The sequence below is a fragment of the Micromonospora echinaurantiaca genome (assembly GCF_900090235.1).
In the GTDB taxonomy this organism is placed as follows: Bacteria; Actinomycetota; Actinomycetes; order Mycobacteriales; family Micromonosporaceae; genus Micromonospora; species Micromonospora echinaurantiaca.
The window spans coordinates 5,058,545-5,079,057 of record NZ_LT607750.1; the positions used below are offsets into that span (position 1 = coordinate 5,058,545).

19 protein-coding genes, 2 tRNA genes and 1 pseudogene are annotated in these 20,513 nt (G+C 72.7%); 10 read left to right on the forward strand and 12 right to left on the reverse strand.

The window, feature by feature from the left end; genetic code table 11:
* Positions 1-8 precede the first annotated feature (8 nt).
* Complete coding sequence (locus tag GA0070609_RS22715) at positions 9-641, reverse strand: DUF4396 domain-containing protein (protein WP_231928382.1); 633 nt, start codon at positions 639-641, stop codon at positions 9-11.
* A gap of 135 nt (positions 642-776) precedes the next feature.
* Here GA0070609_RS22715 and GA0070609_RS22720 point away from each other — a divergent pair, with 135 nt between their 5' ends.
* The 4 genes from GA0070609_RS22720 to GA0070609_RS22740 all read left to right on the forward strand — a co-directional run bounded on the left by GA0070609_RS22720 (position 777) and on the right by GA0070609_RS22740 (position 3,504).
* Entirely contained in the window at positions 777-1,472 is a 696-nt protein-coding gene (locus GA0070609_RS22720) for a response regulator transcription factor (protein ID WP_088995651.1), read from the forward strand.
* Positions 1,465-2,493, forward strand: a complete 1,029-nt coding sequence (locus tag GA0070609_RS22725; RefSeq protein ID WP_088995652.1) for a sensor histidine kinase — start codon at positions 1,465-1,467, stop codon at positions 2,491-2,493. Before GA0070609_RS22720 ends, GA0070609_RS22725 begins: the two co-directional genes overlap by 8 nt.
* Before the next feature lie 64 nt (positions 2,494-2,557).
* On the forward strand, positions 2,558-2,755 hold the full coding sequence (locus GA0070609_RS22730; RefSeq protein WP_088997913.1) for a DNA repair protein: 198 nt from the start codon (positions 2,558-2,560) through the stop codon (positions 2,753-2,755).
* Positions 2,756-2,985: 230 nt separating this feature from the next.
* Positions 2,986-3,504 (forward strand): hypothetical protein, encoded by a 519-nt coding sequence (locus tag GA0070609_RS22740; protein WP_088995653.1) that lies wholly within the window; start codon positions 2,986-2,988, stop codon positions 3,502-3,504.
* Positions 3,505-3,511: 7 nt separating this feature from the next.
* On the opposite strand, the gene GA0070609_RS22745 is transcribed toward GA0070609_RS22740, so the two are convergent.
* Positions 3,512-4,243, reverse strand: coding sequence for a Clp protease N-terminal domain-containing protein (locus GA0070609_RS22745; protein ID WP_172899392.1), 732 nt, complete (start codon positions 4,241-4,243; stop codon positions 3,512-3,514).
* A 143-nt stretch (positions 4,244-4,386) separates the two neighbouring features.
* On the reverse strand, positions 4,387-5,139 hold the full coding sequence (locus tag GA0070609_RS22750; protein ID WP_231928383.1) for a methyltransferase domain-containing protein: 753 nt from the start codon (positions 5,137-5,139) through the stop codon (positions 4,387-4,389).
* A gap of 28 nt (positions 5,140-5,167) precedes the next feature.
* Between GA0070609_RS22750 and GA0070609_RS22755 the strand changes: the two genes are divergently transcribed.
* Positions 5,168-5,578, forward strand: coding sequence for a MerR family transcriptional regulator (locus GA0070609_RS22755; protein WP_088995656.1), 411 nt, complete (start codon positions 5,168-5,170; stop codon positions 5,576-5,578).
* 96 nt (positions 5,579-5,674) lie between these two features.
* Here the strand turns inward: GA0070609_RS22755 and GA0070609_RS22760 are convergent, their stop codons facing one another.
* Positions 5,675-7,507, reverse strand: a complete 1,833-nt coding sequence (locus GA0070609_RS22760; RefSeq protein WP_088995657.1) for a glycoside hydrolase family 15 protein — start codon at positions 7,505-7,507, stop codon at positions 5,675-5,677.
* Positions 7,508-7,635: 128 nt separating this feature from the next.
* Positions 7,636-8,721, reverse strand: coding sequence for a DNA glycosylase AlkZ-like family protein (locus tag GA0070609_RS22765; protein ID WP_088995658.1), 1,086 nt, complete (start codon positions 8,719-8,721; stop codon positions 7,636-7,638).
* Between the two features lie 154 nt (positions 8,722-8,875).
* Here GA0070609_RS22765 and GA0070609_RS22770 point away from each other — a divergent pair, with 154 nt between their 5' ends.
* Together GA0070609_RS22770 and GA0070609_RS22775 are read left to right on the forward strand one after the other, a co-directional pair.
* Positions 8,876-9,055: a hypothetical protein gene (locus GA0070609_RS22770; RefSeq protein ID WP_088995659.1), complete on the forward strand. Its 180-nt coding sequence runs from the start codon at positions 8,876-8,878 to the stop codon at positions 9,053-9,055.
* A gap of 140 nt (positions 9,056-9,195) precedes the next feature.
* Positions 9,196-9,714, forward strand: a complete 519-nt coding sequence (locus tag GA0070609_RS22775; RefSeq protein WP_088995660.1) for a DoxX family protein — start codon at positions 9,196-9,198, stop codon at positions 9,712-9,714.
* Between the two features lie 89 nt (positions 9,715-9,803).
* On the opposite strand, the gene GA0070609_RS22780 is transcribed toward GA0070609_RS22775, so the two are convergent.
* Positions 9,804-11,147: a low temperature requirement protein A gene (locus GA0070609_RS22780; RefSeq protein ID WP_088995661.1), complete on the reverse strand. Its 1,344-nt coding sequence runs from the start codon at positions 11,145-11,147 to the stop codon at positions 9,804-9,806.
* Positions 11,148-11,415: 268 nt separating this feature from the next.
* A tRNA-Lys gene (locus tag GA0070609_RS22785) sits at positions 11,416-11,491 on the reverse strand.
* 186 nt (positions 11,492-11,677) lie between these two features.
* Between GA0070609_RS22785 and GA0070609_RS22790 the strand changes: the two genes are divergently transcribed.
* Positions 11,678-12,937, forward strand: a complete 1,260-nt coding sequence (locus GA0070609_RS22790; protein WP_088995662.1) for a L,D-transpeptidase — start codon at positions 11,678-11,680, stop codon at positions 12,935-12,937.
* 283 nt (positions 12,938-13,220) lie between these two features.
* A complete protein-coding gene (locus tag GA0070609_RS22795; protein WP_088995663.1) occupies positions 13,221-14,510 on the forward strand; it encodes a L,D-transpeptidase in 1,290 nt (429 codons plus the stop codon).
* A gap of 63 nt (positions 14,511-14,573) precedes the next feature.
* Here the strand turns inward: GA0070609_RS22795 and GA0070609_RS22800 are convergent.
* Together GA0070609_RS22800 and orn are read right to left on the reverse strand one after the other, a co-directional pair.
* Positions 14,574-14,649, reverse strand: a tRNA-His gene (locus GA0070609_RS22800).
* Between the two features lie 105 nt (positions 14,650-14,754).
* A complete protein-coding gene (gene orn / locus GA0070609_RS22805) occupies positions 14,755-15,351 on the reverse strand; it encodes an oligoribonuclease (protein ID WP_088995664.1) in 597 nt (198 codons plus the stop codon).
* A 66-nt stretch (positions 15,352-15,417) separates the two neighbouring features.
* On the opposite strand from orn, the gene GA0070609_RS22810 reads away from it, so the two are divergent.
* On the forward strand, positions 15,418-16,716 hold the full coding sequence (locus tag GA0070609_RS22810; RefSeq protein WP_088995665.1) for a glycosyltransferase family 87 protein: 1,299 nt from the start codon (positions 15,418-15,420) through the stop codon (positions 16,714-16,716).
* A gap of 149 nt (positions 16,717-16,865) precedes the next feature.
* Here GA0070609_RS22810 and GA0070609_RS34570 read toward each other — a convergent pair.
* The 3 genes and pseudogenes from GA0070609_RS34570 to GA0070609_RS22825 form a co-directional block, all read right to left on the reverse strand.
* Positions 16,866-17,369 (reverse strand): annotated as a pseudogene (locus GA0070609_RS34570) (hypothetical protein); the annotation flags it as partial.
* Positions 17,370-18,101: 732 nt separating this feature from the next.
* Complete coding sequence (locus tag GA0070609_RS22820; RefSeq protein WP_088995667.1) at positions 18,102-18,830, reverse strand: YcnI family copper-binding membrane protein; 729 nt, start codon at positions 18,828-18,830, stop codon at positions 18,102-18,104.
* Between the two features lie 14 nt (positions 18,831-18,844).
* Positions 18,845-20,509 carry a copper resistance CopC/CopD family protein gene (locus tag GA0070609_RS22825; RefSeq protein ID WP_088995668.1) on the reverse strand — a complete coding sequence of 555 codons (1,665 nt, stop codon included), beginning with the start codon at positions 20,507-20,509 and terminating at the stop codon, positions 18,845-18,847.
* Between the last annotated feature and the right edge of the window lie 4 nt (positions 20,510-20,513).

The window sequence follows — 20,513 nt, forward strand, 5'->3', positions numbered from 1 at the left end:
CGAACCGGTCAGCGCCGACCGCGCCCCGCGTCGTGCCCGGCGTGGTCGGCATGCCCCGTGTCGCGCCCGGCGTGGTCGGCGTGCCCGGCCTCCGCGCCATGCCCCGCGTGACCGGCGTGCTCGCCGTGGTCGGCATGCCCGGCGGCCGCGCGCCCTTCGTGCTGCCCTGCGTCGTGTCCGGCGTGCTGGCCGTGGCCGGCGTGGTACTGGTGGGTGACCGCGTGGCCGCGACCACGGGCGATCAGCGCGCGGTTGACCGGCACGGTGACCACGAAGGCCACCGCCAGGGCGCCGGCCAGGCTGGCCCAGAACACCCAGCTGGTCAGGCCCGCTTCCATGGCGCCGGGGATGGCCAGCATGACGCCGTTGTCGACCACCTCCATCACGCCGATGCTCACCGTGTCGGCGATCAGCGCCACCTTGACCGCCGTGCGCAGCGGCACGCCCGAGCGGAGCACCGGGCGGATGGTGAACGAGTAGCCGAAGAGGAAGGCCAGGCCGACCGCCAGCGCGATGGTGCCGAGGTCGGACCAGCCGAGGGCGGTGCCGATGACCATGCCGAGCACCTCGCCGATGGCGCAGCCGGTGAGGCAGTGCAGCGTCGCGGTGATCGCCAGTCGGGTCAGGTTCGCGTTGCTCATGCCACCGACCATATACCCCCCAGGGGTATTAGAGGAAGTGGTGCCCGTCACTGCGCTGGTCGAGCCGTAAGGAGATGGCAAGACCTGCGGCGGCGTACCTCTAGCTACGCTGGGCCGGCGCGAGGGAGGTGCCCGGTGACCCAGCGGGTGCTGGTCGTCGACGACGACCGGACGGTCAGCGACGTCGTCTGCCGCTACCTGGAGCACGCCGGATACCAGGTCGACCACGTCGGCGACGGCGCCGCCGCGCTGGCCGCGGTCGCCGCGGAGCCGCCCGACCTGGTGGTGCTCGACCTGATGCTGCCGGTGCTGGACGGCCTGGAGGTCTGCCGGCGGCTGCGCTCCCGGCCGGACGGCGTACCCATCGTGATGCTCACCGCGCGCGGTGACGAGGCCGACCGGATTCTCGGCCTGCAACTCGGCGCGGACGACTACCTGGGCAAACCGTTCTCTCCCCGGGAGCTGGTGCTGCGGGTCCGCTCGGTGCTGCGCCGGGCCGGCGGCGAGCCGGCCGGGACGGTGCCGCAGGTGCTCACCGACGGCGGGCTGGAGGTGCTCACCGGGCCCCGGGTGGCCCGGCTGCACGGGCGCGAGCTGGCCCTGACGCTGCGCGAGTTCGACCTGCTGGCGCACCTGATGCGACACCCGGCACGGGCGTTCCGCCGGACGGAGCTGCTGGAGCGGGTGTGGGGCTGGAGCTTCGGCGACGAGTCGACGGTGACCGTGCACGTACGGCGGCTGCGCGAGAAGGTGGAGGCCGATCCCGCGGACCCACGGCGGATCGTGACGGTCTGGGGCGTGGGCTACCGGTACCAGCCGACCGATGCGTGACCTGGCCCTGATCTTCGCGGCGGCGCTCGCCGCGGCGCTCTGCGTGGGCGCCGCCGGCGCGCTCGCCCTGCGGCTGCTGCGCGGCCGGTCGATCACCGTCCACATCGTGGTGCTGCTGACGGTCACCGTGACCGCGGTGGTGGCCGGCGTGGCAGTGGTCGCCGAGGCGATGTTCCTCTCCGCCCACGACCTCGAGGTGGTGCTGATCACCGTCGCGGCGGCGGCGACGGTCAGCCTGGCCGTCGGCTGGCTCTTCGCCCGCCGGCTCGCCGCCGCCGCGGTCTGGGCCGACCAGGCCCGCGAGCGGGAACGGCGGATCGAGCAGGGGCGGCGCGACCTGGTCGCCTGGGTGTCGCACGACCTGCGCACCCCGCTGGCCGGGCTGCGGGCGATGGCGGAGGCGCTGGAGGACCGGGTGGTGCTCGACCCGGAGACGGTCGCCGAGTACCACCGCCGGATCCGGGTCGAGACCGACCGGATGACCCGGCTGGTCGACGACCTGTTCGAGCTGTCCCGGATCAACGCCGGCGCGCTGCGGCTGTCACTGTCGGCGGTGCCGCTCGGCGACGTGGTCTCCGACGCGCTGGCCGGCGCCGCGCCACTGGCCGCCGCCCGGCGGATCCGGCTGGTCGCCGCCGAGACCGGCTGGCCGACCGTGCAGGCCAGCGAGCCGGAACTGGCCCGGGTGGTGAGCAACCTGCTGCTCAACGCGGTCCGCTACACCCCCGAGGACGGCACGGTACGGATCGACGGCGGGCGCGACGCCGACGCCGCCTGGCTGGCGGTGGCCGACACCTGCGGCGGGATCCCGGAGGACGATCTGCCCCGGGTCTTCGACGTGGCGTTCCGGGGCGAGCCGGCGCGTACGCCGCGACCGGGCAACGGGCACCGCGCCGGGTCGGGCGGGCTGGGCCTGGCGATCGTGCGCGGGCTGATTGAGGCGCACGGCGGCCGGGTAGACGTACAGAACCTCACCGACGGGTGCCGGTTCGTGGTCCGCCTGCCCGCCACGGGAACCTGATCCATCGATCCCGCGTCATATTCATTTCCATACATGTACAACTTTCTTTGGGACGGTAATGGTCATGCCGAATCAGCCGAATGACCGGTACCAGCAGGACACCGAGCGCCTCTGGCGGGTCCCCGGGACCGCCGGACGGTTCCCGGGCCAGCCGCCGTACCGGGGCAACCGGGCCCCCGCCGGCACCGATGCGCTGCCCTGGAGCGAGCTGAACAAGCTGCCGGCCGGCGCCTCCGCACGGCGCGGCCTCAACACCCGCTGACGCACCAGACCGCGCCGCAAGCTGGTGCCTCACGGCGCGACGGTGCTCCACTACGACGCCGACCAGGACCGGATCGCCGCGCTCACCGGCCAGCCCACGGAGTGGGTGGCGCCGAAGGGCAGCCTCTGACCCGGGCGACACTCCCGGGCGGTCCAACGGGGGCTTTCGCACACCTGTCGGGTAATTTCTTGGGGTCCGGAACCCGGCCCACGACAGGAGAAGCTCAGCGCATGGGCAAGAAGACGATCCACGTCTCCGACTTCAGCGGCACGGTGCTGCGCCCCGACGACGAGGTGGTCCGCGTCGTCGTGCTGGAGCACCCTGACCTGGTGGCCGGGCCCGTGCAACTGGACGCCACCCCGGTCGAGGTGGAGAGCATCGACGACGCGGCGCTGGACGTCGCGGTGGTCGAGATCCACGACCGGCACGGCGGCGGCGAACCGCGCCGGGTGGTACTGACCGCCAGCGAGTTCGACGCGATGGCCACCGACGTGCCGATGGCACAGCTGCTCAGGACCGCGGAGCGGGTCCGCCCGCCCAAGTCCCGCCGCAGCGCCGAGCGGCTCGACTACGGCACCGTCGAGCACGCCGGCAAGCCGCACCGGGGCCGGGTCACCGAGGAGGAGGCCCGGCTGGTGCGCGAACGGCTCGACGAGGTGAACAAGCGCCTCGCCGACGCCGGGATCCGCCAGATCGACCCGGCCGACCCGGAGCACGCCGCCCGGTACGGCTTCCCCGCCACCTCCTGACGACGCGTCAGGAGGCCTTCTTCGTCAGGGCTTCCAGCGCGGCGACGAGCCAGGTCTCGGCGGCGGTCTTGTCGACGCCGAGGCCGGCCAGCACGCCGCTGCCGTGCTCCAACTCCAGCAGGGCGAGCAGGATGTGCTCGGTGCCGATGTAGTTGTGCCCGAGCCGGAGCGCCTCGCGGAAGGTCAGCTCCATCGCCTTCCTGCTCTGCGCGTCGTACGGGATGAGGTCGGGGACCTCGGCGGCCGACGCCGCCGGCAGCGCGGCGAGCGCGGCCTCGCGGACCCGCTCCAGCGGGACGCCCTGCGCGACGATCGCCTTCGCGGCCAGCGCCTCCGGCTCGCTGAGCAGCCCGAGCGTGATGTGCTCCGGGCGGATCTCGGCGTGCCCGGTGGCCCGCGCCTCGTTCTGGGAGGCCATCGCCACGTTGCGGGCCCGCTGGGTGAACCGGCTGAAGCCCTGCTGCGGGTCGAGCGGCGCGTCGGCGGACTTCGGCACGAACCGCTTCTGCGCGGCCTGCTTGGTCACGCCCATGCTGCGGCCGATCTCGGTCCACGAGGCGCCGGAGCGCCGGGCCTGGTCCACGAAGTGGCCGATCAGATGGTCGGCCACCTCACCGAGGTGGTCGGCGACGATGACCGCGCCGGCCAGCTGGTCGAGCGCGTCGGAGTGCGCCTTCTTGATGGCCTCGATCAGGTCGTCGAGCCGGACCGGGTTGTTCATGGGAAGTGGATTGGTCATGCGTCAACCCTAAGTTGACGCTACTGGCTTCGTCAACCATCGGTTGACGATTGGTTGCCCCCGGTCGTCCGTGCGCGCGGGTCGGTCTCCGGGACGCCGGGGTCGCCGCGACGCACGGCATCGACGTGGCCGGACTCCCGGCCTCAGTCCCGACTCGCGGCGGCGACGAAGAGCGGGACGGCGACGAGGGCGCGGTCCCGCTCCGCCCGGCGCCGCTGGTCGGCGAGCCAAGCCTCCGCCTCCGCCCGGTTGACCACTCCTGCCGCGACCGCGGGGCCGGCGAGCCCGGCCAGCATCGGCAGGACCTCCTCGCCGGTGCGCACCCAGGTGTGCACCTCCACCTCCGGCGCCGCGAAGCCGGCGTCCAGCAGCAGGCCGCGGTAGCCGCGGGCGGCCCGCGGGCTGACGATGCCGTCGGCCCGGGCCTGCACGATGGCGCGGGTCAGCGCGGGTTCGCCGGAGTCGACCACGATGGCGTCCCAGTCCTGGCCGACCAGCACGATCCGGCCGCCGGGAGCGAGCACCCGCCGCGCCTCCGCCAGCGCCCGGTCCGGTCGGGCGAGGTCGTGCAGGACCTTGTCCGCCCGGTACCCGAGGACCGCGCCGTCCGGCAGCGGCAGCGCGGCGGCGTCCGCCACCCGCAGGTCCGCACCGGGCTGCCGGTCCCGGGCCACCGCGATCATCCGCGGGTCCCGGTCCACGCCGACCGGCCGCGCCCCGAGCGCTGCCAGCTCCGCCACCGCCCGGCCGGTCCCGCAGCCGACGTCGACCACCGGCGCGCCGTCGGTCAGGCCCAGCAGGGCGTACGAACGGGCGCGGAGCGCCGTCGCGTCCAGACTGTCGTCGCTGGCGTCGAGCAGCCGGATCAGCCGGTGGACCTCGTCGTACGTTGACATGCCGGCCATGGTGCGACTTCATGTCGACATGAAGTCAACCAGCGACCAGCCGGACCTGAGCATCGGCGAGATCGCCGCCCGGTTCGGGCTGCCCACCCACGTGCTGCGGCACTGGGAGTCCGTCGGGCTGCTCTTCCCCGCCCGGGCGGTGGCCGGCCGGCGGCGCTACGGCACCGCCGACCTGTACCGGATCGCGACGATCCTGCGGGCCAAGGAGGCGGGCTTCAGCCTGGACGACGTCCGCGCCGTGCTCGACGAGCCGGACCCGGCCGAGCGTCGGCGGATCCTGGCCCGGCAACGGTCCGCCCTGACCGAGCGGATCGCCCGCGCCCAGGCGTCGTTGGAGATCATCGACGTCGCGCTCCGGTGCGAGCACGAGGACATCGCCGAGTGCCCGCACTACCGGGCGAGCCTCGCGGCGCGAATCGGCGGGCGCTAGGCCGACGCCGGGCCCCTCCCCCGCCGGTGCCCGCGACCGGCCGGGCCGGTCCACCGTCGTCTTGCCGGTGTCACCGGCCCGGTCGGTGCGCCCCGGTCAGGCCCGCCCTTCGAGCAGCCGGTCGAGGTGGGTCGCGGTGCTGATCAGCGACAGGTGGCTGAACGCCTGGGGGAAGTTGCCGATCTGCTCGCCGCTGGGGGCGATCTCCTCCGAGTACAGCCCGAGCTGGTTGCTGTAGGTCAGCATCTTCTCGAAGGTCAGCCGCGCGTCGTCGAGCCGACCGGACTGGGCGAGCGCCTCGACGTACCAGAACGTGCACATGCTGAAGGTGCCCTCGTTGCCCGCGAGGCCGTCGGGTGAGGCGCCCGGGTCGTACCGGTAGACGAGGCTGTCGGAGACCAGCTCGGCGTCCATGGCGCGCAGGGTCGACCGCCACATCGGGTCGGTCGGCGCGATGAACCCCAGCGACGGCATGGCGAGCAGCGACGCGTCCAGCACGTCGCTCGCGTAGTGCTGCACGAAAGCGCCGCGCCCGGGGTGGAAGCCGCGCGTCATGATCTGCTCGTACGCGGCGTTGCGCGCGTTCCGCCACCGGGTGACGTCGCCCGGCCGCCCGAGCCGCTCGGCGAGCCGGATGGCGCGGTCGAACGCCACCCACGACATCAGCCGGCCGTAGGTGAAGTCCTGCCGGCCGGCGCGGGTCTCCCAGATCCCGTCCTCGGGCTGGTCCCAGTTGGCGCAGAGCCAGTCCACCAGGTGCACGATGTGCTGCCACTCCTGGTGGGAGCTGTGCAGGCCGCGGTCACCGGCGAGGTGCACCGCGTTGAGCGCCTCGCCGTAGATGTCGAGTTGCAGCTGGCGCGCGGCGCCGTTGCCGATCCGTACCGGCGCCGAGCCCCGGTAGCCCTCCAGATGGTCGAGGACCTCCTCGGTGAGGTCGGGCGAGCCGTCGACCCGGTACATGACCTGCAGCGGTGACTCGTCCTGCCGCGCCTGCCGGATCCGGTCGTTGAGCCAACCCAGGTAACCGTTGGCCTCGTCGGTGAAGCCCAGGCTGAGCAGGGCGTGCACCGAGAAGGACGCGTCCCGAACCCAGGTGTAGCGGTAGTCCCAGTTGCGTTCGCCGCCGAGTTGCTCGGGCAGCCCGGCGGTGGGCGCGGCGATGAGCGCGCCGGTCGGGGCGTACGTCATGAGCTTCAGCGTCATCGCGGACCGCTCGACCATCTCCCGCCACCGGCCCGAGTACTGGGAGCGGGCGAGCCAGCGCCGCCAGAAGTCACGCGTCTCCTCCAGCAGCTCCCGCACCTCCATCGGGGCGTACGGGCGTGGCGGCGTGGGCGCTGCGGTCTCCAGCACCACGCCCCCGGCCTCGCCCTCCTGGAAGGTGGCGGTCATGCAGATGCCGTCCTGCTCCCGGTGGATCTCCTCGTCGCGCAGGCGAGGCCGGTCGCCGTAGCGGACCGGGTTGAGGGTGAGCGAGAGGGTCGGGCTACGGAAGACGGTGCCGTCCGGATGGACCTCGAGCTGGTGCGGGTCACGTCCGTAGTTGAACCGCGGCCGGCAGTCGATCCGGAACCGCATGCTGCCGCGGACGACCCGCAGCATCCGGACCAGCCGGTGGTGCTCGGTCGCCCGCTCGCCGGCGACCGGCATGAAGTCGATCAGCTCCCCGACGCCGTCCGCGCTGAGGAACCGGGTGATCAGGATCGGCGTGCCGGGCAGGTAGAGCTGCTTGCTCACGTAGTCGATCCCGCACGGCGAGGCCTGGAAGTGGCCCCCCTTCCGCCGGTCCAGCAGCCCGCCGAACACGCTCGGCGAGTCGAACCGGGGCGCGCAGAACCAGTCGATGGTCCCGTCCCTGGTGATCAGCGCCGAGGTCTGCAGGTCACCGATCAGGCCGTGCGCCTCCACGGGGGGATACCTCTCCACCAGACCTCCCGGCTCTCGGCTGACGGAGTGAGGCGACTACCCGCCGGCCGGCCCGGCACACCTGCGGCCACGCTCCCGCGACAGCCCCGCTGACCTGGGCTTTCCGCCACTGCCGGGCACCCGGCCGGTCACGGCCCAACCACCGCGGCGGGTGGCGCGACATCGACGCCGGAGAGGCCGAGCCAGGACCCCAACGCGTCCAGTTCGGCGCGCACGGCCGCGGCCACGGGCGGGGTGAAGCGGACGTCCTGATGGACGGCGTCCACCCGCAGGACCGATGCCGGGCGGTCGGCCGTGGCGTCCACCTTGCCGATCAGCTGGTCGTGGTGCAGCACGGGCAGCGCGAAGTAGCCCCAGCGCCGCTTCGCCTTCGGCACGTACATCTCCAGGCGGTAGTCGAAGTCGAACAGCTCCAGCGCCCGGCGGCGGTCGTGGATGAGCCGGTCGAACGGGGACAGCAGCGCGGTGCGCCCGGCGAACGGCTCGCCGAGCTCCGCCGGGTCGACCCGCCACGTGCCCGACGTACCCTCGACCTCCACCGGTTCGCCGGCCTCGCCGACCAGCGACGGGCGGGCGATGCCCAGCGACCGCAGCAGCCGCTCGGCCCGGATCCGGCGGGCCTCCGGCGCCGGGACGACCGGCGTACCGGCCGGGTAGACCCGCTCCGCCAGGTCCCACCGTCGCTGCCGCCCGACCCGGTCGGCGACGGCGATCTCGCCCCGGGCGGCGAGGAACTCCAGCATCTGGGTGACGTTGCGGTTGTTCGTCCAGCCGGTCGACGGCCACGGCACGACGCTGCGGTCCGGCACGTCCCGCGACAGCAGCGGCCCGGAGTCGCGCAACAGGTCGAGCACGTACCGGCGGAACGCGTCGTTGGCCCGCAGCCACTCGCGCCGCCGCGCCTCCTGCGGCCACGCGGCCATCTCGGCGAGGTGGAGCCGGAGGTCGGACATCGGCCACACCATGGCCCGGTGCTCGAACAGGGCCCGATCGCGCTCCAGCGCCCGGCGCAGGTCGGCCGGCTGGTATCCGGCGCCGAGGCGGCCCCACGCGACGAGGTCGGCGCTGGGCGCCACCGCGGCTGTCGGGTCCAGCTGCAGGAACGTCAGCTGGCGGACGACCGCGAGCAGGTCGGCCCGACGGCGCGCGTCGAGCAGCTGGGCGCGCACGGCGATGCGCCGCGCCTGTGCGCGGGTGAGCCGGGTGAGCGACATGCCTGGAGGCTAGTGGGGACGGCCGACACCGAACCGGGGTGATCCGCACGACATCCGCGATGTCGCGGTATCGACGACGCCCCGACACCCCGTTGTCCGGGATACCGAGCGGATCAGCGCGCGGGAGAATGGGGCCCGGCGAGGGAGGCAGGCGATGAGCGAGGACCGAAAGCACCCCGACCGGTCGACGGACGACGAGTTCGAAGCCAAGCGGCACGTCCGGTTCGGCAAGCTGCCGGCGCGGGTCGCGCCGGAGGACCAGGTCGAGACGACCGACACGGATCCGCCGCCCGAGGGGCCGGGCGAGCCCCAGGTACGCCGCGAGTGGGGCTGAGCGCGGGCTCTGCCGGGCTGGAACGTCGGGGCGTACCCGGGCCGGATGGCCTGTGTCACGGCGGCTAACTAGTCATTGACAAGATTGCGGATGGGCGATAGCTTCGATCGTATCTTTACAGTGACTAGATGGGATCCGTCATGACCCTTCCCGTTCTCCTCATCGCGCTCCTGGGGCTACGCGGGCTCGGCGCGCTCGGCGTCCGTCGGTTCGCCACCTGGCCCGCCGCCGCGGCCCACGCCCTGGCGATCATGCTCGTCATGACCGCGAGCGCGCACTTCGTCCCGGCAGGCGTCACCGTCATGCCGACCCACGACGACCTTGTCCGGATGGTGCCGCCCGCGGTGCCGTTCCCCTCGGCGGCGGTCTATCTCACCGGCGTACTGGAACTCCTCGGCGCTCTGGGCCTGGTCATCCCGCAAACCCGCCGCGCCGCCGGCTACTGCCTGGCGCTGTTGTTCGTGGTGATGCTGCCGGCGAACATCTACGCCGCCACCGCCGACGTGCCGCTCGCCGACGAACCGGCGTCCCCGCTGTGGCAGCGCATCCCGGAGCAGATCCTGTACATCGCGGTCGCGCTCTGGGCCACTCGCGGGGCGAGCGCCCGCACCCTTCGCCGGGCACCCCACCGCAGCCTCGCCGCCCCGTCCCGAAGCTGACTCCCCCGACGCGCCCCGGCGGCTGGGCCGGCCGGTGACGAACCGCTGGTGCGCCGCGGGCCGCCGCTGCGCCTTTCGGATCAGGTGTTCTACGAGTGGACGCCGGCTGGTGCTGCGTCCTCTGGTGGTCGGCCCCATGCCTGTCGGGCGTCGGCCAGGGCCATGCCGAGCAGGATTGCGAGGGCGCCGATGGCCACGATCAATGGTGTGGTGAAGATCAATGGCAGTGCCGCAGCGGCCAGGGTGGCGATGCCGACGAGTCTGCGTCGGGCGAGCCTGTTGAAGACCACGCGTTCCAACACGATCCGGCCGACGACGAAGATGATGGGACCGCCGAGGATCGCGACCAGCCAGGCCGGCCGCACATGGCCACCCGGGTGGGCCAGGACGATTTCGTAGCCAACGGCCACGAGCACGATGCCTAGGACCATCAGCATGTGGGCGCGTCCGGTGTTCCGGCCGGCTCTGACCTGGTCGCCGGCCGAGTCGACAGCTTCGGGGAGCACCTGCCCGGCCCGGTAGTAGTAGATCCGCCACAGCAGCACCGTGGTGGCGAAGCCGACCACGAGTGCCAGCGTCGTGGCCAGTGACACCGGTGTGTCGGTGTAGCTGATCCCGAGGGACAGCACGCTCTCGCCGAGTGCGATCAGCAGGAGTTGCTCGTACCGGTCGGCGAGGTGATGGGTCTTGGTGGGTTCCCAGGCGCTGTCCAGTGTTCGGCTCATACCGGGCACCGGCCAGGCGGAGCGGGCCGCCAGGAGGTCGATCGTGATAGCCAGCGCCCACAGGCCCACCCGGTTCCAGTCCCCAACCAGGACGCCGGCCAGCCACGGCACGGCCGATACGGTGAACCAGAGCGCCGACCGTGTGTTGAGGCTTCGTTGTGCGCGATCGCGCACGAGCGTGTTGAGGACCAAGGGTCGTCCGACCTGAAGGACGACGTACGGTACGGCGAACGCGTAGCCGCGCTCGAAGAACGCGTACGGCAAGGCCGAGGCCATGAACACCACGCCCAACGCCGTGAGCAGCACCATTGCTTGGACGACCGGCCGGCGCGGATCGAAGCGGCTGGTGATGTGGGCGGTGGTTGTCCACAGCCACATGATCGGCAGGACCAGCACCAGGATGTACAGCAGGCCCGCCCACCGCTTGGCGACGCTGTCGGCGGACAGGTCCGGCGCCACCCGCGAGACGACTCCCGCCAACGCGAATACCAGCACCAGATCGAAGAACAACTCCAGGAAGTTCGCCCGGCGCCCGTCTCGCACGGCGCTTTCAGCCCTCCCCACGTCGTGCCTGGGCGGATCCGGATTCCGCCCTCCCCCTCCTTCCCGCCGACCACCGGCCCCACCCTCGGTCATCGATCCAGTTTTCCCTCGAACAGAGCTAATTACGGCGAGATCCATGGAAGAACGGGCTGGCAACTGCGACATCAGCGTTCGAGCCGAGATGGGCCCTCTGCGTTGGGAAGACCACTAGGCCGGGCGGTCCAACTCGTTCCCGCCCGGCGGATGGTTCAACGGCTCATGCCTGCCGGCGGCGAGGGGCCGGCGTGCTCCGGGTCGACGCGATCCACGAGGACGAGGCCCTCGACCGGGCCACACGCCACGCTGCACGCCGAGATCAGCGACTTGGCCGGCTCGAGGGGCCGCCCAACAGATCAGGGCCGGTCTAACCGACCGGCCCTGAGGGTGTTCCTGCTGGTGCGCCGCCAGGGACTCGAACCCCGAACCCGCGGATTAAGAGTCCGCTGCTCTGCCAGTTGAGCTAGCGGCGCTCGCTGGCAACGGGGAGAACATTAGCACGGTCGCGGAGCCGGGTTCCAATCCGATCCCGGGCTCCCCCCTTCGGTCGAGCTTAAGCCGCGAAAGCGACAAACACCCCGGTCCTACGGCCAGGGGGACCAGGGGAGCGCCGCGGATGCGGCACGATGTCCGCCAGGTACGCGAGAACAGAGGTGGGGATGGGCAGGTTCGCGCGGGCCGGGGCGATGGTGGGAGCCCTCGGCCTGGTGGCATCGCTGGCTCTGACGGGCTGCGGCGCCGGTCCGAAGAAGGCCGAATTCGTGGACGGGGCGGCGCCGAGCGCCAGCGCCGGCGCCTCGGCCGATCCGTCGACTCCGGCCGCCCCGACCGGCCCGGCGCTGTCGGTCAGCCCGGTCGACGGGGCGAAGAACCGGCCGGTCAGCTCGGAGATCGGCGCCAAGCTGCCGGACGGCGGGAAGGTGTCCAGCGTCACGCTGACCACCGCGGACGGCAAGCAGGTCGACGGCAAGCTGCGCACCGACGGCTCCTCGTGGGTGCCCTCGGCGCCGCTGAAGTGGGGCACCCGCTACACCGCCACCGTCACCGCGACCGGGGCCGACGGCCAGACCAGCCAGGGCACCAGCACGTTCACCACGATGGCCAAGCCCAAGTCGATGATCAGCTCCGGGCTCTACCTCTTCGACGACAAGACCTACGGCGTGGCGATGCCGGTGGTCGCCGAGTTCCACCCGGGCATCCCGAAGAAGGACCGGGCCGCGGTGCAGAAGCGGATGTTCGTCAGCACCGACCCGCCGCAGCCGGGCGCGTGGCACTGGGTCGACAACGGCACCCAGGCCTACTACCGGGCGCCGGAGTACTGGAAGCCGGGCACCACGCTCACCGTGCGGATCGCGCTGGCCGGGATCCCGCTGAGCAACGGCCGGTACGGCAACGTCGACCGGAAGGCCACGGCCAAGATCGGCCGGGCGTTCGAGATGAAGGTCGACAACGCCGACAAGCAGATGCGGGTGTACGAGGACGGCCAACTGGTCCGCACCCTGCCGGTCAGCCTGGGCAAGCGGAAGACCCCCTCCTCCAGCGGCACGATGGTGGTGATGGAGAAGAAGGAGTCCACCGTCTTCGACACCCGCGACGACCCCGATCCGGAGAACCGCTACGTCACCGAGATCGACTTCGCGCAGCGGCTCACCTGGGGTGGCGAGTACATCCACGCCGCCCCCTGGTCGGAGCACGTGCAGGGCCGGCAGAACGTCTCGCACGGCTGCGTGAACGTCTCGATGGCCAACGCCCGGTGGCTGTTCGGCAAGACGAAGATCGGCGACCCGATCACCATCAAGGGCACCGAGCGACGGCTGGCCCCCGGCAACGGCTGGACAGCCTGGAGCGTGAGCTGGTCGGAGTTCATCAAGGGCAGCGCCCTCCCGGTCCCCGACGGCGGCGCCGGCCCCACCCTCTAACCCCCCACCCCACCCCCCGGCCCCCCGCCCCACCCCACCCCCCGTTGATCATGAGGTTGGCGGTGCCGATTCCGACATTCCGCCCCGCCAACCTCATGATCAACCGTTTGGAGGCGGGCGGAAGGTGGGCGGGAGAGCCGGGGTGGGTGGAGTTGGTGTCGGGTATATCCAATTACCGACATGATGGTCGGGGTGTTTCAGGGCACCCCTGGCAACGGGTATCCCTCCCCGTGCGTCAGTTGAGAGACGATGGGCAACCGGGGACCACGACTGTGAGGGAATCATGCGAGCTGTCCAGGACCAGCTGAAGCGCCACGGTGGGCGGCGCCGCGGGCTCGCGGCGGCAGTGCTCGCCGCGGCACTCGCGCTGACCACGGCCTGCACCGACGGCGGCGGCGACAAGCCGTCGGGGTGGCAGGCCGGCAGCCAGAGCGCCGCGCCGAAGGCCGCGGCCACCATCACCGAGCCGCAGGCCGACGCCAAGGACGTGCCCGCCTCCACCGGCATCACCTTCACCACGAAGGACGCCCAGGAGACCAGCGTCGAACTCAAGGACTCGGCCGGCGAGGCCGTCGAGGGCGAGCTCGCCGCGGACGGCAAGAGCTGGCTCCCGGCCGGCGCGCTGGAGTACGGCGAGACCTACACCGCCACCGTCACGGCGACCGGTGACGACGGCCGGCCCGCCACCGCGACCAGCACCTTCACCACCATGAAGAAGCCGTCCAAGCAGGTCCGGGTGAGCAGCTTCCTCGGCGACGGCCAGGTGGTCGGCGTGGGCATGCCGCTGATCGTCAAGTTCAGCCGCGCCGTGCCGGAGGACCACCGCGACGACGTCCAGCGCCGGATGACGGTGACCTCGACGCCGGCCCAGGAGGGCATCTGGCACTGGGTCAGCCCCACCGAGATCCGCTACCGGCCGAAGGAGTTCTGGAAGGCCAACAGCACCGTCTCCTACCGGGTCCAGGCCGGCGGCCTGCCGATGGGCGACGGCTGGTACGGCCGCGCCGACCTCACCGTCGACATCAAGATCGGCCCGTCGTTGATCATGACGGTGGAGAACAAGACCAAGCGGATGACCGTCCGCAAGGACGGCGCCGTGGTCAAGACCATCCCGGTCAGCCTGGGCAAGAAGAGCACGCCGTCGTCCAGCGGCACGATGGTGGTGATCGAGAAGCTGCGCAAGACGGTCTTCGACACCTTCGAGGAGCTCGGCCCCGAGGAGGGCTACCGGACGAAGATCGACTACGCCCAGCGGCTCACCTGGGGTGGCGAGTTCATCCACGCCGCGCCCTGGTCGGAGGGGCAGCAGGGCCGGGTGAACGTCTCGCACGGCTGCGTGAACGTCTCGATGGCCAACGGTGCGTGGCTGTTCGCCAACACCCGCATCGGCGACCCGATCGTGGTCAAGGGCACCGAGCGGAAGCTGCAGAACGGCAACGGCTGGACGGACTGGAACATGAGCTGGGAGCAGTACGTCAAGGGCAGCGCCCTGCCGTACGAGCCGCCGGCCGCGCCGGGCGCCGACGCGACGGCCGACCCGGACGTCGCGCCGAGCACGAGCCCGACCGCCTGAGGGCGGCGCCCCGGCCGCCCCGGAAACGACGGAAGCCCCCTCCGCGGAGGGGGCTTCCGTTCGTGGGGTGACTGATGGGAATTGAACCCACGACAACCGGGACCACAACCCGGTGCTCTGCCAACTGAGCTACAGCCACCATGCCGTCCACCCGGTCGATCGCCCCGGGCGGGTGCGGACCAATCATAGCCGCACTCCGGCCCGCCGCGTCCAGCGGGTTACCCGCCGCCGGCGGGCGGCCGGTTCAGAGCTGGGCGGCGATCGCCTTGGCGCTCTCCACGTCCGGCCCGGGCAGCGGGACGAAGATCGTGCGCCGGTAGTACTCCAGCTCCCGGATGCTCTCCCGGATGTCGGCCAGCGCCCGGTGCGCGAGACCCTTCTGCGGCTGACCGAAGTACACCCGCGGGTACCAGCGGCGGCAGAGCTCCTTGATCGAGGAGACGTCGATCATCCGGTAGTGAAGGTGGGCGTCGAGGCGCGGCATGTCCCGGGTGATGAAGCCCCGGTCGGTGGCGATGGAGTTGCCGCAGAGCGGGGCGGTACGCGGATCCTTCACGTAGCGGGTGACGTAGTCGAGGACCATGTCCTCGGCCTCCGCCAGGGTCACCGTCGACCGGCGGACCTCCTCGGTCAACCCCGACTTGCCATGCATCGTCGCCACGATCTCCGGCATCGCCTCCAGCGCCGCCTCGTCGGCGTGGATCACCACGTCGACGCCGTCCCCGAGCACGTTGAGGTCGGGGTCGGTGACGAGCGCGGCCACCTCGATCAGCTTGTCCCTGCCGAGGTCCAACCCGGTCATCTCACAGTCGATCCAGACGAGGAGATCAGCCACCGGCACAGCCTACGCGCAGCCCACGATGCGCGGCTGCGCGCTCCCGGCCGAGCGGACCGTTAGGGTTTGCCCGTGCCAGCAAAACCCGCCGCACCGCCCGCCGTCACCACCGAGGACGCCGGCGGCGGCCGTCGGGTGCGTCGGATCCTCGCCGTGCTGGCGCTCGCCGCCGTGCTGCCGGCGCTCTACCTGCCGGGCCTGGTGCACGACTTCTTCGACCTGAAGATCTACATGCGGGCGATGGACTGGTGGGCCGCCGGCAATCCGCTCTACGACTACGTCCAGCCGGACCGGGTGCAGGGCGAGCTGTACTTCACCTACCCGCCGTTCAGCGCGCTGCTGCTGCTGCCGTTCGGGGCGCTGCCGCTGGGCGCCACCGTGGCAATCTTCACGGCGCTGACCGCGCTCGCCGTGGTGGTCACCACCCGGTGGCTGGTCCTGCCGGTGATCGACCGGCACCACCTGCCCCGGCTGTTCACCCTCGTGGTGGCGGTGCTGCTGGTGCTCGCCGTGGAGAGCACCCGCGAGACGATCACCTTTGGTCAGATCAACATGCTGCTGGTCGTGCTGATCCTGGCCGACCTGCTGTTCGCCGTACCGCAGGGGCGGAAGTGGGCGGGGGTGGGGGTCGGGCTGGCGACGGCGCTCAAGCTCTTCCCCGGCATCTTCATCGTCTACCTGCTGGCCACCCGGCGGTGGCGGGCCGCCATCGTGGCGAGCGCCACCGCCGCCGCGGCGACCCTGCTCGCCGCGGCCCTGGCACCACGGGACTCGTGGCGGTTCTGGACCCACGAGCTGTGGGCCACCGACCGCGTCGGCCGCACCGACTACACCGGCAACCAGTCGCTGTTCGGGCTGCTCAGCCGGATCACCGCACCGGAGCAGCCGTCCCGGCTGGGCTGGCTGCTGCTGGTCGCGGTCGTCGCCGGGTACGGGCTGTGGCGGGCGGCGCGGGCGGCCCGCGCCGGGGACGCGCTCGCCGGGCTGGCCCTGACCGGCCTGGTCGGGGCGCTGGTCAGCCCGATCACCTGGACGCACCACATCTACTGGTTCATCCCCGCGGTGGTGGTGCTGGCGGACGCCGCGTGGCGCGCCGATCCGTCCACCGTGGCCGGCGCCCGACGCCGCCGCCGGCTGGCCGCGCTGGCGGTGGGCACCACCGCCCTCATCGTGTACGGGGTGGTCACCTTCTACGACTGGGGGGTCGCCCCCGCGCGTACCGACTCGCCCGTGGAGTTCCTGGTCCGCAACACGTACGTGCTGCTCAGCCTGCTGCTGCTGGTCACGCTGCCGGTGCGACCCGGGGCACCCGCGCGGGAGTCGGCGCCGGGCCGGGAGAAGTCGCATCAAATGGACGGACTTCCCGAGTAGCACCGTTCACCGCTAATCTGGTCACAACTACCTCAGACGACTCTCGGGTAGCACCGATCCCCCGGTGAGGGCGGCCCTCCGCGTCGGCAGCGCGGAGGGCCGCTCGCCGTCGTCACCCGGGCTGACGGACGCCGGCGGCGCGCCGGCGCTCAGTCCGCGGTGTCGGGCCGGTCCGCCGGAGCGGCGGGGCCGGTCCGGTAGGCCACCTCGACCGGGCGGACCGTCTCCACCGGCCCGGTCGGCGGCCAGGCCAGCGTCAGGGTCACCCCGCGCGGGCGCGGGGCCTCCGCCGTGCCGGGCCCGGCCAGGTCGGCCAGGGTGGACGGCCGGCGGGCGGGCACCGACCCGATTGCCGGCCGGGTGGCCCCGGCAGCGCCGACCGCCGCCAGTTGCCGCCCGCCGACCAGAGACCGGTCGGTGTCCCGGGTCGGCTGCGCGCCCAGGCCGCTCAACGAACTCACCCCGAGCCGCCCGGCCAGCACCGGCACCTGGTCCGGCTCGACCACGAAGACCACCTCCCGGGGCCGGACCGGCCGCAGCAGGAGCAGCAGCGCCAGCGTCACCAGCAGCACCCCGCCGGCCAGCAGGCCCGCCGTGGCCGGAGCGGTCCAGCCGGACCGCAGTTCGGCCCGCAGCCGCAGCGTCAGGTCGGCCCGCCCGTCAGGATGCATCACCACCAGGCTCAACCGCCGGTCGGCCAACTCCTGCGGACTCCACTCCAGGGCGCCGATCCCCTCGCGTACCCAGAAGGAACGGCCGACCGGCGCCACGTCCGCGGCCGGCGCGACACCGGCGGCGGGCGCGACACCGGCCGCAGGCGCGGAGCCGGCGGGTGCGGGGTCGGCGGGCGCGGGGTCGGTGGCCGGGCCGGCGCGGTCCAGCCGGACCGGCAGCGGGCCCCGGGACAGCGCCACCCGGCGGACCGTGGCGTGCGGCACCGGGTCGAGCCAGCGCCGCACCTCGTCGGTGGGAGCCAGGCCGACGAAGGCCGGCCCGTCGGCGGTACGCGCCTCCAGCCGGAGCGTCGACCCGACCCGCGCGAACGGCGCCTCCGCGCGGAGCAGCGCGTCCACGTCCTGGACCACCACCGCGTGCCCGGCGGTCTGCACCGGCTCGAACCGGGCGGTGAACGCGCCGCCGGGGTCGGCGTGCCGAGCCAGCATCCAGAGCGCGCCACCGGCCAACAGCGCCGGAATCCCGAGGATCAACAGCACCGTTCCGAGCAGCGCCCGCACGACCCGCATCCGCTCCGTCCCCCTCCGTAGCCGAGTACCCGGCCGACCTTACCGACGTCGGCCTCTTGATCAGCGGATATCCACGGTCGAGGATCCGGAAAAGACGTCGGCCCGCCGGATCACCGGCGGGCCGAGGCGTCGATTCGTGACTCAAGCCGTCGGGTCCCGGCGGGTACGCGCGAACGCCAACCCGCCGAGCAGCAGGCCCGCCACGCCGGCGACCAGTCCGGCGATGCCGAGGCCGGTCGCCAGGCCCACGCCCTCGGCCTCGACCTCGTCGGCATCGTCGTCGTCCGCCGGGGCTCCGGCGGTGGGGCTGGCCGACGCGCCGGCCGCGGTGAGGGTGAGCACCGGCGCCGGGCTCTCCGGCTCCTCGGCACCGGGCGTCGGCTCCTCGATCCAGCGCTGCACGTTGCCGTCGGAGTAGGTCTGCAGCGTCTTGAAGACCATCCGGTCCACCTGCGGCAGCGGGCCCAGCGAGACCGGGAACTCCTGGAACTCGCCGGGCTTGACCCCCGCGTTCCCGGCGGCCGTCCAGGTCAGCTTCGACACCACCTCGCTGAGCTGGCTGCCGTGCACCTCCACCGGCGGGTCGACCTTGCGCTTCTCCACCGTCACCGTCCAGCCGGGCACCGGCATGGTCGACACCGAGCCGACCGGGGCGTTCTCCGGCAGCACCACCTCCACCTTGGTGGTCGACGCCGTGTCGCTCTCGTTCGGCACCCGGAACGCGATCCGGGCGTACCCGCCCTGCGCCGCGTCCTTCGGGTTGACCGTGACGTGGGCCGACGCGGGCGCCGCGAAGCCGAACACCGCGGTGGCGACGGCGCCGAGCGCCAGCGCGGCGACGGCAGTGAGGGAACGCCGGTGACGGGTCATGAACGAGGACCTCTCTAACGGATCGGCACGGTGGCGGTCACCGTGGCCTGGTCGATGTCGGACGTACGGGCGGTGACGCGCAGCTGCCACTCCCCCGCCGCCGGCAGGTTCATCTCGCCGGTGGCGTGGTTGTCGGTCAGCGGCAACAGCGGAACCTCGATCGGTTCGATCCCGGCCGACGGCAGCGCGGCGGTGGCCTTCCACTCGACCACCGGCTGCGGCCGGTTGTCCGGCGTGTACGCGTAGAAGTGCACGGTGTTGTTGCCCCGTTCGGCCGGGTCGATCTCGATCTGCAGGGAGTAGAGGGAGCTGGACACGGTGGTGGAGAAGTAGCCGGCCTCGGAGCCGGCCACGTCGGTGGCGGCGGTGCGGGCCGGGGTGGTCTGCACCAGGGTCGCGGTCGCGCCGAGCACCACGGCGCTGACGGCCAGCTCCACCCAGACCGCCCGGCGCACCTGCCCCGGCCGCTCCACCCCGGTACGCCGGCGCACCAGCTGACGGGAGTACGCGGCCACGCCGATCACCAGCGCGAACAGCGCGATCTTGGCCAGCACCAGCCGGCCGTACGTGGTGTCCACCAGGGCGCTCGGGGTGGCCACCTCGATCAGCGCCTGGACGGTGCCGGCGAGCAGCAGCGCGGAGACCGCGAGCGCCGCCCAGCGGGACCAGATCGGCAGGATGGCGCCCAGCTCCCGCTCGTCGGCCCGGGGCAGCAGGAAGCCGGCGAGCATCACCAGCCCGCCCAGCCAGACCGCCATGCTGCCCAGGTGCACCGCGTCGACGACCACCGAGACCGCCGGCGCCGGCGAGGCCGCCGGGTGCCCGGCCACCGGCCAGGTCAGCAGCGCGGCCCCGCCCAGCACGCCCAGGATGACCAGGTCGGCCCGGCCGACCGGCCCGGCCAGCAGCGGGCGGAGCAGGAACGCCGCCGCGGCCAGCAGCCCCAACCGGACCAGGTGCGCGGCGCCGAAGGCGCTGCCCAGCACCACGCTCAACCCCTCCCCGGTCACCTCGAAGAGCCCACCGCCGGCGGTGTACGGCACCTGGAGCAGCAGGGTCGCCACGGTGGAGAGCGTCACCAGGCCGAGGCCGACCCAGGCCAGCCGGGCCGGACCGCGCCGGGGCAGCCGCCGCGGCCAGAGCGCGGCGAGCACCAGCGCCGGGCCGACGAGCAGCAGCAGCCCGACGTAGCCGACGTACTTGGCGACCTTGACCGCGACGCCGACCACCGGGTCGGCGCGGCTGTCGTCGCCGGTGTCGACCGGGGGCGCCGAGGGCGCGCCGACCGAGTAGGTGAACGCCCCGGAGACCGGGTGGCTGTCGGCGGAGATCACCCGGAAGCTGACCAGGTAGGTGCCCCGCCCGCCGGCCGGGTCCACCGGGATGGTCACCACCGAGCCTTCGAAGGTCGGCTCACCCCGGTCGGCGCGGTCGCCGTCCGGGGCGATCACCCGGATCTTGCCGGGCACCTTGCGTACCGACTCGCTGAACGTCAGCACCACCTCGGCCGGCGCGCTCGGCACCACCGAGGAGGAGACCGGGCTGCTGCTCACCAGCACCGCGTGGGCGCTGGCCGGGCCGGCCGGGGCGATCAGCAGGGCGACGACGGTGACCAGCAGGCCGGCGGTGGCGGTCAATCGGGCGGACCAACGGCGGATGGCGGCAGTCATGCCGATCATGCTC

Coding starts and splice junctions, on each gene's coding strand:
- GA0070609_RS22790 (WP_088995662.1), top strand. CDS start 11,678: ATGGGCAGGTTCGCGCGGGCCGGGGCGATGGTGGGAGCCCTCGGCCTG.
- GA0070609_RS22745 (WP_172899392.1), bottom strand. CDS start 4,243: ATGACCAATCCACTTCCCATGAACAACCCGGTCCGGCTCGACGACCTG.
- GA0070609_RS22825 (WP_088995668.1), bottom strand. CDS start 20,509: ATGATCGGCATGACTGCCGCCATCCGCCGTTGGTCCGCCCGATTGACC.
- GA0070609_RS22775 (WP_088995660.1), top strand. CDS start 9,196: ATGACCCTTCCCGTTCTCCTCATCGCGCTCCTGGGGCTACGCGGGCTC.
- GA0070609_RS22820 (WP_088995667.1), bottom strand. CDS start 18,830: ATGACCCGTCACCGGCGTTCCCTCACTGCCGTCGCCGCGCTGGCGCTC.
- GA0070609_RS22725 (WP_088995652.1), top strand. CDS start 1,465: ATGCGTGACCTGGCCCTGATCTTCGCGGCGGCGCTCGCCGCGGCGCTC.
- GA0070609_RS22715 (WP_231928382.1), bottom strand. CDS start 641: ATGAGCAACGCGAACCTGACCCGACTGGCGATCACCGCGACGCTGCAC.
- GA0070609_RS22750 (WP_231928383.1), bottom strand. CDS start 5,139: ATGTCAACGTACGACGAGGTCCACCGGCTGATCCGGCTGCTCGACGCC.
- GA0070609_RS22740 (WP_088995653.1), top strand. CDS start 2,986: ATGGGCAAGAAGACGATCCACGTCTCCGACTTCAGCGGCACGGTGCTG.
- GA0070609_RS22770 (WP_088995659.1), top strand. CDS start 8,876: ATGAGCGAGGACCGAAAGCACCCCGACCGGTCGACGGACGACGAGTTC.
- GA0070609_RS22795 (WP_088995663.1), top strand. CDS start 13,221: ATGCGAGCTGTCCAGGACCAGCTGAAGCGCCACGGTGGGCGGCGCCGC.
- GA0070609_RS22780 (WP_088995661.1), bottom strand. CDS start 11,147: ATGTCGCAGTTGCCAGCCCGTTCTTCCATGGATCTCGCCGTAATTAGC.
- GA0070609_RS22730 (WP_088997913.1), top strand. CDS start 2,558: ATGCCGAATCAGCCGAATGACCGGTACCAGCAGGACACCGAGCGCCTC.
- GA0070609_RS22755 (WP_088995656.1), top strand. CDS start 5,168: ATGAAGTCAACCAGCGACCAGCCGGACCTGAGCATCGGCGAGATCGCC.
- GA0070609_RS22765 (WP_088995658.1), bottom strand. CDS start 8,721: ATGTCGCTCACCCGGCTCACCCGCGCACAGGCGCGGCGCATCGCCGTG.